Source organism: Bacillus sp. AFS012607, from assembly GCF_002558005.1.
Taxonomy (GTDB): Bacteria; Bacillota; Bacilli; order Bacillales; family Bacillaceae_G; genus Bacillus_A; species Bacillus_A thuringiensis_S.
Window position 1 is genome coordinate 69,519 of record NZ_NTVM01000020.1, and the last position, 13,223, is coordinate 82,741.

Genomic DNA, 13,223 nt, shown 5'->3' on the forward strand with positions numbered 1-13,223 from the left:
TTCCAGACTTTTTTGCTTTTATACCACTCACAAATCCTTTAACCTTAAACATATACACTTGAGGTTAAAACACATATAATACCCCTACTAATTCAAACTAACGCTTAATTACTCATAAAATAGCTTAAGGTATCTAGCTTAACTGTATTTTCTTTATTAATAGCTATTTTCTATCCTGTATTTCCTTACTTTAAACAAATTATCAAGAGATTGTTAACGTTTAAGAAAAGAGAAAAGATTTAAAATCCCATTTTTAATTATCACATTTTAACAATTTATTATGTTATTTTTAGCTAATAAGGCACAGAAACAAAGGATGAACTTCAGTGTGCTTGAGAACGATTTTAGGGTGAAACGTTTAAAGGGTATTTTAGTACTGAGTTTTTATTAAATGTTCCTGTACCTAATATTTAAATTAACGTATGTCAAAATATTTTACAATACGAGTATTAAACGTTACATATTTTTATATGAAATGATACATTTCATCAACACACCTCTTCTGATCTTTATGATAAATATAGAAAATTCAGCTCTTTAGGATTTAATTTTAGAATTCTCATAAAAGTATATAATAGATTAGACACATAATTGTCACAAATTAATAGTTTATCTACTTTATGATTACCTATGAAAACTTTATTACCACTTCAATATTTACTGCTAAACTAAAGCACTCTATACCTACAATTTCTTAAAACCCTTTTAAATAATCTTTCAAAAGAGTCGATAGTTTTATATTTTTTATTTTTTTATTGTACATTTGTACATTTGATGTTAGGATTATGCCTATTAAAATTGAATCCTAACGATTCTTCTTTATAATCTCCATGTTTTAATTGTTAAATAAAAATATAGATTCTGATATATATTTAAAATCAGAACGAAAATGTCGTTATTTTACAATGATGTCGTGGAATACCTTTAGAATGGAAAGATATATGCAACAACGTGTTAAGGGGTTACAGGGGGAACAAAAATGAGAGACTTTTTTGATGATAAGTATAAAAATATTGAATTGAAAAGGAGGTTAATAAATTTAATAAGTGAAATTAGCGAATTCAAAGGAAAATTAGCTGCTTATCAGGAACAAAACAAGGACATATTTAATAGCTTAGAAAAAACTATACCACTACATTACATAAAAAATTTCACAACTATTTACGAGGATATAAAAGTTCCTAATAAAAGATTAAAAGAACTTATTTTAGATGATATCGTACCTCAAAATATTTCGGAAGATGCTATTTTTTGCTATTATCAAACACTTTCTTTTGTACATAAAAACTCCTGTACTTTATTAATCAATCCAGCAACTATACAGGAATTACATTTTCAACTAATACATTACATTACCTCTGACAGTGCCAAATGGCGTGAAAAACCTTTTATTATTCCAGGAATTCCAGAACATGGAATGCACTTGAATAGTTACCGCATTCTTCCACATGAACTTATTCCACAGTTTATGGAGCAATTATGTGATCAATACAACTCATTAAATACTAGTAAGGGGCTTCATTCACTTTTATTAATAGCTCGTTTTATATTAAATTTTTATTGCATAGTCCCTTTCAATCAAGGTAATAACAGGTTGGCATTTATGTTAATGCAATTGCTGTTAATTAAGAGTGGACATACATTTGTAAAATATGTATGTTTGGATAAATATATTAAGAAACATGAATCTGATTATTACAATTCGATTTATAAATCTTCGGTGAATTGGTACTGCGAGGAACATAATAATAGCTTTTGGTTAAAAACGTTTTTAACCATTATATTAGAGGCTTACAAAGATCTTCATAACACAGTTCTAGATTCTATATGTAAACATACTAAAGTTGAGAGAATTCAGGATTTTATACTTAAACAAAAACAACCCTTTACTAAAGAAAGTATTCGTAACACTTATCCAGACATTGCAGAGAGTACAATCAGTAAGGCTTTAAATTCCTTGCAACTGTTTGGCCATATTAAGCTAGTTACAAAAGGAAGAAATGCAAAGTGGATTAAAATTTGACCATACTTTCAAGACACCTGAGGTTCAAAAATTCAATAATAACTTTATCATTGAATTTCATTTTAATTTTAAGCTATTATTACTTTTTTAGTTATTTCTAATTCCAACAAAACAGTTTATAGGAAAAGGTCCGCTTCCCTCCGCCTTTTCCTATAATAAAATTAAATATAAACATAGAATAATTGTCGAAAAAAGTCGCATTTTAATATTTTTTCTTTATTTTCTGGTTGTAAACGTTTCACTTTCATGTTACCATCTTAATCAAACAATAGATGGTAACATGAAAGTATTTCTTTCCCTTAGAAACATATAAACGTACGGTAATATCAAGAAAATAAGGCCAAAGAAATATTTGATACCTACCAAAATAATTAATAGGAATTTTGTTGCGCTATTTTTTCTGATAATTAAGAAAATGCATTTTGTCCCTAAACAAAATTTGTTAGTGCGCAAAATTCAAATACACTAGAACACCCAAATAAATGAAAAATGAATTCTTCCTACAAAATTTAGCTGATTAACATAAAGACATCTAAATTACTACCTTTATCGCCATCTATTGTTGACAACATATTTACCAACTAAAAAAGAACCTATCAAGGGTTCTTTTTATTATAATCATTCAAATTTCAATTCTATCTTAATACTTAAATTTCCACACAAATTACATCTGCTTTTTGCTCTCAATTATTGAATTAATAATATAGCACATCAAATTTATTAATTCTTATCTCCAATTAGTTTAAATTAGTGAATAAAATTCAATCATATAAAAATAATAAATACAACTAATCGTTATATATTAAAGAGGTGTCAATTTTGTCCTTAAATGAAGAGACCTTAGAAACTAAGACAGATAAAACCATTGAAAAGATTCAAACAAGTAACTTAAAACAACTTAAAAATACACTAGATAATATCTTTGATATTAGTGCAGATTTAATTGAACATCCTTTGCAATTAAAAACAAACACGAATATTTTACTATATTATTTTGAAGGCCTTACAGATGGTGTTGCATTAAAAACCAATGTTGTTACACCATTATTACAAGAAGTAAATGAAGACAGTCAAATATTTAATTCTAATATTATTGCTACTCATACCAAAATAGTATATACATGGAATGAAATTAAAGAAGGGTTACTTGAGGGGCAATGTGTACTGTTTATGGAGGGAGAAAAGCGGTCACTTCTAATAAACACAAAAGGCTGGGCAGAAAGGGCGATTCAAGAGCCAATTTCAGAAGTTACTATTAAAGGATCCCATGATGGATTTATTGAAAATGCCACAAAAAATATAGGTCTTATTCGTCGATATATTCCTTCTACAGAGTTAAAAATCAAAAAGCTGACGATTGGAGAACGAGCCACTTCTATAGTCTATTTAATTTACTTAGGTGATGTAGCAAACGCAGATGTAGTCCAAGAAATAGAAACTAGAATCTGTAAAATCAAAACAGATGCGGTATTAAGTATTGGAGAGCTATCTAATTATACAAAAGATCAAAATTGGACTCCTTTTCCACAGGCTTATTTAAGCGAACGCCCAGACGCCATTTCAAATCATATACTTGATGGGAAAGTAGCAGTGTTAATGGATAGATCACCTGGTGCAATGGTTGTTCCTATGAATTTGATTGGATTTTTTCAAACCCCAGATGACTATAATATTCATTGGCTCATCGCATCATTTTTTCGCTTATTACGATTTGCAGGATTTATTATAGCTATTTTTTTACCCGCATTTTATATTGCTATAGTCTCTTTTCACTTTGAAATTATTCCTATAGACTTATACACTTCTATTGCAACATCAAGAGTCAAAGTCCCTTTCTCCCCCTTATTGGAAGCTTTTATAATGGAAATTACACTAGAAATGCTACGTGAAGCTGGCATTCGCTTACCACAACCAATTGGACAAACTATTGGAATCGTTGGAGGGATTGTAATTGGACAGGCGGCTGTTCAAGCTGGTCTTGTTAGTAACGTTATGGTTATTATCGTATCTATTACAGCCATTGCTTCATTTATTGTTTCTAATTATGATTTATCAAGTTCTATACGCCTTATCCGTTTTCCAATGATGTTATTGGCTTACTTTTATGGGATTGTAGGTATTGTTAGTGGATTAATGCTTTTATTTGCTCATTTTGTTTCACTAACTTCCTATGGTTCACCATATGGAATGCCAATCGCACCATTTCGTCTCCAAGAGTTAAAAGATTCTTTTGTAAGATTTCCTATTTCGATGATTACCACCCGCTCGAGTACAGGACAGCCGAAACAAAGAAAGAAAAAAGAAGGTGGTTAACATGGGAAATCTTAAGTTCCAAAAAGTAACTTTATTCGAATTTATTATTTTCATTCATTCGCTTCAACTTGCATCTGGTATGTTAATTATGCCAAGCCCCCTTGCTACTAATGCTGGCACAGATGGCTGGATTTCGATCATTCTCGGATGGATAGTTACTTCTATAATCGGGGTATTTATTATATTAATGTTACAAAAAAATCCTAACAAAAATTTCTCACAAATCTTAAAAACATACTTTGGTAAATGGATAGGGACAATTCTTTTTCTTGCATATGCCTTTTATCTATTTTTTGCTGGATTTAATACTTTATTAAAGGCAACCGATATTGTAAAAGTGTGGATATTCCCTTCCACTCCTGCTTATCAAATCACCATATTATTACTATTACCTTTTATTATTTTAACCCTGAGTGGGTTAAGGGCTCTTACTAGTTATTCTATGCTTGTTTTCTTCTTCACTACTTGGATGCCACTATTTCTTCTTTTTTCACTAAAGACTAACTACAATCCTTTACACCTACTACCTATATTTAAAGAAGGATTATACCCTATTGTAAAGGCAACAAAAGAAACCATTACTCCTTATGCTGGCCTAGAAATTGCATATTATATATATCCATTCTTACAAAAAAAGCAAAAAGCCATAAAAGGACTACTAATAGCGAATACTGGAACCATGTTTTTCTATCTATATGTTACTATTCTTTCTTATATATACTTTAGTCCAGAGGGGATAAAAGACGTAATCTGGCCAGTATTTCATCTGTTAAAAGGGGTTCGTTTTTCTTTCATGGAACGATTAGAAATTATATATATCGCTTACTATTTAATTGTATTTTCCACTACGATATATCCGTATTTATTTTTCAGTTTTGAATCTGTAGCCATTTCACTTCAAAAAAACGCCCGCAATTGGGCGCTGCTTGCTTTTATGTTATTTATAGTTGGCCTATTTATTTTCCTAAATCCCGATGTGGATCAATATTTGTTTATATATTCTCTTATGGATATCTTAAATGTCGTTTTCTTTATTCTATTACCAATCTTATTTTTCGCTTACAGTATTCTTTTTACTTGGATTACTAGGAGGAAACAACTTTGATTCGAAAATGGATATGGATTGTAATTTGTTGTGTATATATAATTGGTTGTAGTCAGAGAATTCCTCTTGAGAAGGTTTCATTAATCCTGTTAATTGGCTTGGATAGAACCCCTAATGGAGACATAAAAGTTGGAACAAGCATACCACTCTTTCATCATAAACAGCAAAAAAGTACTATAGAACATTGGACACAAGCATCAACTGTATATACTGGATTCAGTAAGATAGATACGAAGTTAACGGGCTTTATGACAGCTTCCAAAGCTGAAATCATTTTAATTGGAAAAAAATTAGCGCAAGAAGCAAATTGGTTGCAGGAGCTTGATTCTTCTTACCGTGACCCTTACGCTACCATTAATGCTAAAGTAGTACTTGTAGATGGACCTGCAGAACAAATTTTTACAATTCATAAGCCTAGTAAACCATCACTTTCATCTTATATAAATGGTGTAATCGAATCGTCAATTCAAAATAACCAATCCGTCTCTTCTACAATTCAACAATTAATGAGAGAACAAAATGAAGAAGGAATGACGCAAACTGTTCCAATTATCAAAAAAACAAAGAATGAAATCGATACAGTAGGAATTGCATTTTTAAATCGAAAAGGGAAATATTTAACTCATATCCCTAAAAAAGATGTTAAATTTTTCAATCTTATAAATAAGCAAAAAAGTAGCGGGCGAATGATACTACACCTTGCGCTTCCTCCTAAAAAGTCCAACAAAAAAACAAACACTTCCATATTCGTACAGAACGCGACAAGGAAGGTAGTTGTTAATTTTCAAAACGGAAAGTTTGTATTTAATCTCGATATTTACGCTAATGTAGCTTTAATAGAAAAAACCAATCCGAATTCAATTAAAGGGCACTATGATAATAAAAAAAATATAAATAATTTAAAAAATGCTATTCAAAAAGAAATTAATAATAATTTACAAAATATGTTATATGAAATACAACAGAATAAAATTGATCCAATCGGATTATCCCAATATGCTAGAGCATTTCAATATAAAGAGTGGAAAAAAGTAAAAGGAAATTGGTTGCAAGCGTTAGCAGAGGCTAAAATAAATGTAAAGACACACGTCAAAATAAAAGATACTGGAACCATTAGAAATTAGACTAGTCTATTCTTCTGCTTAAAATTATTTCTAAGTGGAATTTTCCATCTTCTATAATTATTATGTAAAAGATAATAACTCAAAGAAAAATCTACTGGTTAAATGCTAACCAATAGATTTTTCTTTTTTATCTAAGGATTCTTTTAAAGGCACAACAATTTTACTGTAGTAATCAAGAACTGGTTTCTAATTTAAGTTACTGGAGAGTATAATCCCTACCAGCTTTCATCCCAATAGCAACTCAATGATATAACATTAAAGATATAACCCCTTAACTTAGGGATTTTGACTTTTCAAATTTATACCAATGTCTTAGCTCTATGTACTTTGATATATATGTCCACATCAATATGTTATTGCATCATATACTGAATAGATAATTTAAATTACTTTTAAAAAGGATGATGAGGATGAACCTAGATGATATACAAAAATCCTATGGCGTAATTGTAAGTTTAGGAGGCTTGTGTCAAGTCACTAACCAAATCAAAAGGCACCATTTAAGAACATTTTCTGGACCTTTAGATTGGTTTTATTATCCATCGCTTTCAGATGTAAACAGATTACTTCAAAATCGATTTGAAAAATTTATGAAGTTGGAAAATATGGTCATAGAAGGTTCAGAAAGTTACGGTCTTATTGAATCAGAATTTGATAATCAAACTAAATGGGCAGAACGAATTACCTATTGTATAAAGGACACTTATTATAATTGTTTTTCAATGCATGACTTTCCTATTGACTCAGAAAAGGATTGGAAATCAACCTATCCTTCTTTTAAAGCTAAATTAGACACTAGAATTAATCGATTCCTTGAAAAAATAAATAGTAGTGAATCAATTTTATTCATTAGGATTTGGGGAAATCGAGATGAAGCGGTTGAATTAAAAAACGTATTATCCGAAATTACAAATAAAGATTTTAATATTCTTATTGTCAATTTTAAGGAGGATATATCTAATATCGTTGAACAAAATTGGGGAATATCGAGGGTTTGTTCAATTGAACTCCCACGTTATCAGGATAGATGGGAAGGTGATGATTCCGATTGGAATTATATTTTAAATAAAATAACATTAACTTAATACTTTTCTTCTTACTTTTAACATGATTTTTCCAGTAAATTAAAATAGGTGTAGAGAAATAAAATTCCCATCTAATTGATACACACTTAATTAATAAACCGTTCATATAATAACTCATAAGTCCTTCTTTATTGAATAAATGGTTCTTTACAAAATTGATTCCATCACTAGAGCACCTTTATACGGTGCTCTTTTTTAAATTTGTAAAATCTACAATGTAATATTTGTTCACTCTTCCTTTAAATAGTTAATTTCCTTCTTAGATTTTTCATTATAAGCTTCTTTAATTCCCTTGATTCCCCTCCCCTTCTTTTATCTTACAAACAAGTAATTTCTTTCATTAGTATTAAATAAAATAAAGCATTGATTTTAGAATAACCTAATTTACATAAGATTGAGAATAAACTACAGTGCGTATTCTTCACGTTTAATCAGCATTTGAATTATAAATCTAACATATATTTTTTAGTTGATTGTCATTATGGTACAACCGTGTATACATTTATCAAACAAACTACATAGTTTAAATTAGTAAAATATATAGAGAGGAAGGAAAGAAATTTATGAAAGTCATAATTTTGTGTGGCGGAAAAGGGCTTCGGATGCAAGGAATTTTAGAGGACATTCCCAAACCATTAGTTCGAGTTCAAGGAAAGCCTCTCCTCTTGCATATAATGAATTGGTATAGAAAATATGGACATTCTGATTTCATTTTGCCCCTAGGATATAAAGGTGAGAAAATTAAAGAATATTTTATGGACTTTAGCTGGAAAGAGAATGACTTTAGTTTGAATTTTAAAACCAATCAATATACGCTACTTCAGGAATTAGAAAATTGGAATATACACTTTATAAATACAGGAATTGATACAATGACCGGGGCAAGGCTAAAAAAACTTGAACCCTTTGTACAGGATGAAACCTTTTTATTAACTTATGGCGATGGATTAGCAAATATAGATATTGATCAACTAATAGCATTCCATAAAGAAAAAGGAAAAATTGCTACATTAACTGGAATTAAAAAAAATAGTCAATATGGCCTATTGACGGTCGAAAATGGAATTGCTATTGATTTTAAAGAAAAACCATTACTTGATGAAGTAATTAATGGCGGTTTTTTTGTATTTAACAAAGAAATATTCGATTATTTAGGTGATAGTGATGATTGTGTTCTAGAAGAAGATCCTCTTCGCAATTTAATAAAAGACAATGAGCTCGCAGTCTATGAACACAATGACTTTTGGGCTAGTGTCGATACACCTAAAGATTTAAAAACTGTAGATGAAAGTTGGAATCCTAATAAATTTTAGTGGAGAGGACTGAATAAACATTGAACTCTAATGATAAAAAAATAAGTTTACCTCGATTGTATATCCCCTCTAATGAGAAAATAGTTAACCCGCTTTCAACAGGAATTAAAGCTTCAAATCTCTCCAAAAAAAATACTCAAAAAAGAATGAATCCCCAATTCTATAATCAACAACATGATCTAAATAATCATTTCTGTGTCATTGTAGGTAATGAATATGTCTTGAAAATCATTGCTTTACAGCAATCATTAATACAGTACTCAGAAAAATTCACATTGTGGATTTGTTGTATAGACCCTTTTGCATATTCACTATTAAAAGAAATGAATTTAATTAATGTAAACCTTTTACAAGTTGAAGAATTAGAAGATAGTGAACTAAAAGCAATTAAAAGAAAAAGAAAAGTAAATGAATATTGTTGGACTTTAAAATCTGTCTTGATAGAATATTTATTGGTCAATTATGATTTACCATCTATTCTATATTGTGATGGTGATTTATGCTTTTTCTCTGATCCTAATATTATTTTTGAGGAATGGGGTGAATACTCTATTTTCCTTACCCCCCAAAGAGATCGTGATTGGGTAGAAAAAATGTATGGAAAATATCAGGCTGGGCTAATTGGATTTAAGAATGATCTCTATGGACTAAAAAGTGTAAGATGGTGGAAAAATAAATGTCTAGATTGGTGCAGTGCCGAGGCTGAGGAGGGGAAATTTGGAGACCAAAAGTATTTAGATTATATCCCTATATATTTTCCAAAAGTAAAAATTTCAAATAACTTAGGTATAAATGCTGCGCCTTGGAACTGTATATATAATAACGATTATAAAATTGACAAGACTAAAAACGATGTATTTATTGAAAACGACAAACTAGTTGTTTACCATTTTGCATGTATTACTATCTTTAATGAAAATGATTTTGATCTTTGGTCTTTAGGAGCAATTTCAATACCCAATAATATATTAAACCATATTTACACTCCGTATTTAGAGAGAATTCAATTTGTTTTAAATCAATTAAAAAATAAATTCAATAAAGATACTAAACAATTTTTAAGTAAAAAAGATATAAATAAAGCTCAAACCTTATATAAAGATTCACAATTAAGAAGAAAAATGAATCAATCCAATCATTTTATGAACTTTTCCATGATTATAAGTAAAGAACGATTAATTCAAGGATTGACCTCTTATTATTCCTTAGAAAATTTCAACGCTAAATTTACTGTATGGATTTGTTGTATGGATGATTTAACTTATCAAATATTAGAGACATTAAAATTAAAGCACGCCATACTAATTCCAGTAAAAGATATTGAAAATCATGAACTCCTCAGTATAAAAAATGATAGAAGTTTACAAGAATATTGTTGGACATTAAAAGCGCCCCTATGTCTACATGTCCTTAGTCTTTATCCGGAAGTTGATCACATTATATATTGTGATGCTGATATGTATTTCTTTACAGCACCTAATATCATTCTTGATGAATGGTGGAAATACTCTGTATTCCTTTGCCCTCAAAGAAGCTCTACTGAAATTGAAAACATACACGGTATATATCAAGCTGGTTTAGTAGGCTTCAAAAACGATCAAAATAGCAAAGAAATTTTAACATGGTGGAAAGATAAATGCCTAGAATATTGCAATAATCATTATGATGTTGAAATGAATAGATGGGGTGACCAAAAATATTTAAATCACATTCCTAACATCTTTTCTAATATAAAAATCATGACTCATAAAGGTATTGATGCAGCACCTTGGAATGTCATTTTAAATAGCAGTTCTATATCAAAAACAGATAAAAAAGTTTTTATTGATCAAGATGAATTGATAGCTTTTCATTTTGGAAGTATGCAAATTATTAATCCAAATGAGTTCGATTTATGGAAACAAGAAACTTTAGAATTACCTCCAGAAGTTTTAGATTATATATACATTCCTTATATTGAACAATTGAACAAGACATGTCTTACCCTTCATAATACTTTTCAAAAATCCCCCTCCTCTTTATTTGCTGACCAAATTGATACAACGACAATAAAAAATTATTTTAAATACTCCTCCCCTCATTACAATTAAGACTGATACTCTCCTTATTTAAAAATAAATCTTAATAAAGGATAGATTTTCACTATGATTACTTCATTTAAAAATAAAACTTTCCTTATTACTGGTGGATACGGTTTTATTGGTTCTCACTTGGCACGAAGACTTTTAAATTTACAAGCACGAATTGTTCTTTTCATAAGAACACCATCAAATTTTTGGAGACTAAAGGATATTATAAAAAATATTGAAACCTATGAAATAGATATACGAGATAGAAAACAAGTACAGGATGCAATAAAGAAAGTTAATCCGGATTATATCTTTCACCTGGCAGCCTATGGTGTAAATTCTGCCCATACAGATTACATGCATGCTATAGAAACAAATATTATAGGGACATGTAACATTATTCAAGCAGCAAAATTGGTGAATTGTAAAAAAATTATCAATTTTGGGAGTAGTTCTGAATACGGTAACAAGATGGAACCTATTCATGAAAATATGTTACTAACTCCTGTGGATATCTACGGAAGTACCAAAGCTGCTGCTACTATACTCGCCCATCAAATTGCTAGCGAAAACAGCATTAATCTTATAACATTAAGACCTTTTGGCATATTCGGAGAAAGCGAGGAGCCACATAAAATTTTTAGCTATATAATCTTGCAAGTATTACAAAACAAAGATGTAAATTTAACTTTCTGTAATCAATTAAGAGATTATTGTTATATAGAAAATATAATAGATGCCTGTATCCTAGCAGTAGAGAATACTACTGTACAAAATGAAATCTTTAATATTGGGAGTGGCACTATTTACCCCTTGAAACATTATGTAGAATTATTATTCAAACATTTGAAAACCAATTCCAGACCAAATTACGGTGCAATTCCATCTAGAACGAATGAAAGATGGGTTCCTGAAGCAGATGTGCAAAAAATAAAAAACTCTCTTTCCTGGGAACCTAGAATTAATATTGAAGAAGGAATTATAAAAACTGTTAATTGGTATAAAAATAATAAACATTTATACCTAATCCCCTAAAAATAGGGTACTAAAGGAGGTGGACTAATTGTTAAATCAAAACTTTAATAATGCTTTTTACGGAAAGACAATTTTAATTACTGGACATACTGGTTTTAAAGGTTCTTGGTTATCCCTATGGTTGAATGAATTAGGTGCTACTGTAATCGGATATTCATTGGATCCTAAAAATAAAAATGATAACTTTAACATTACTAACCTTCAAAACAATATAATTGATATTCGTGGAGACATTAGGGATTTTAATAAATTAAATAAGGTTTTTACAGATTATAAACCTGAAATTGTATTCCATTTAGCTGCCCAACCTCTAGTTAAGTATTCATATGAATATCCTAGAGAAACATACGAGGTAAACGTTGTAGGAACTATGAATGTACTAGAGGCAATTCGATTACATGAATCAGCTAAAATAGGAATTATGGTGACAAGTGACAAGTGCTATGAAAATAAAGAATGGCCTTGGGGTTATCGTGAAATTGATCCTATGGGTGGCCATGACATATATAGCTCAAGCAAAGGATGCTGCGAACTTTTAATTTCTTCCTATCGAAATTCTTACTTTTCAGAAGAAAACTTTTCTCACCACAAGAAAATAATTGCAAGCGTTCGAGCTGGTAATGTAATTGGTGGTGGTGATTGGTCAATAGATAGAATTATTCCTGATTGTATACGAGCATTAGAATCAAACAAAAAGATTATTATTAGAAACCCTACTGCTATTAGACCCTGGCAACATGTACTAGAACCCTTAAGCGGGTATTTACTCCTTACAGAAAAAATTATAAATAATGGTATCCTTTATTCAGGAGCATGGAACTTCGGGCCATCCTTAAGCAATATTGTTCCAGTAGAAAAATTAGTGACAAGTTTACTAGATATTTGGGGCTGTGGGGATTGGACAGCAGAAAATATAGGCGCAATAAATTTTCATGAAGCAAATTTACTAAATCTTGACATTAGCAAAGCAAAATTCAATCTTGATTGGCAACCAAAATGGTCCCTACAACAGACTTTAGAAAATACAATAGAATGGTATAAACATTATAATTCTTACACCAGTTCTGAGATGATAAATCTATGTATTAGCCAAATCAAACAATATTGCATGCTTTGAACTACTCCCACTTACTCATACTTGCTGTGAGTTCCTTAT

The 13,223-nt window shown here is 29.9% G+C and carries 9 protein-coding genes; all 9 read left to right on the top strand.

The window, feature by feature from the left end; genetic code table 11:
* The first annotated feature begins 979 nt into the window (after positions 1–979).
* The 9 genes from CN409_RS21850 to rfbG all read left to right on the top strand — a co-directional run bounded on the left by CN409_RS21850 (position 980) and on the right by rfbG (position 13,184).
* Positions 980–2,023 (top strand): Fic family protein, encoded by a 1,044-nt coding sequence (locus tag CN409_RS21850; protein ID WP_001204206.1) that lies wholly within the window; start codon positions 980–982, stop codon positions 2,021–2,023.
* 819 nt (positions 2,024–2,842) lie between these two features.
* Positions 2,843–4,336 (top strand): spore germination protein, encoded by a 1,494-nt coding sequence (locus CN409_RS21855; RefSeq protein WP_000055704.1) that lies wholly within the window; start codon positions 2,843–2,845, stop codon positions 4,334–4,336.
* 1 nt (position 4,337) lies between these two features.
* Positions 4,338–5,441 (top strand): GerAB/ArcD/ProY family transporter, encoded by a 1,104-nt coding sequence (locus CN409_RS21860; protein WP_000527367.1) that lies wholly within the window; start codon positions 4,338–4,340, stop codon positions 5,439–5,441.
* Positions 5,438–6,565: a Ger(x)C family spore germination protein gene (locus CN409_RS21865; protein WP_000619983.1), complete on the top strand. Its 1,128-nt coding sequence runs from the start codon at positions 5,438–5,440 to the stop codon at positions 6,563–6,565. The genes CN409_RS21860 and CN409_RS21865 overlap by 4 nt, the downstream gene beginning before the upstream one ends.
* 410 nt (positions 6,566–6,975) lie before the next feature.
* Positions 6,976–7,650 (top strand): papain-like cysteine peptidase, encoded by a 675-nt coding sequence (locus CN409_RS21870; RefSeq protein ID WP_001046794.1) that lies wholly within the window; start codon positions 6,976–6,978, stop codon positions 7,648–7,650.
* A 563-nt stretch (positions 7,651–8,213) separates the two neighbouring features.
* Complete coding sequence (locus CN409_RS21875) at positions 8,214–8,963, top strand: sugar phosphate nucleotidyltransferase (RefSeq protein WP_000864426.1); 750 nt, start codon at positions 8,214–8,216, stop codon at positions 8,961–8,963.
* A gap of 20 nt (positions 8,964–8,983) precedes the next feature.
* Positions 8,984–11,053 (top strand): glycosyl transferase, encoded by a 2,070-nt coding sequence (locus CN409_RS21880; RefSeq protein ID WP_086390707.1) that lies wholly within the window; start codon positions 8,984–8,986, stop codon positions 11,051–11,053.
* Between the two features lie 54 nt (positions 11,054–11,107).
* Entirely contained in the window at positions 11,108–12,067 is a 960-nt protein-coding gene (locus tag CN409_RS21885) for an NAD-dependent epimerase/dehydratase family protein (RefSeq protein WP_000633065.1), read from the top strand.
* Between the two features lie 28 nt (positions 12,068–12,095).
* Positions 12,096–13,184 (top strand): CDP-glucose 4,6-dehydratase, encoded by a 1,089-nt coding sequence (gene rfbG / locus CN409_RS21890; protein ID WP_000934343.1) that lies wholly within the window; start codon positions 12,096–12,098, stop codon positions 13,182–13,184.
* Positions 13,185–13,223 lie beyond the last annotated feature (39 nt).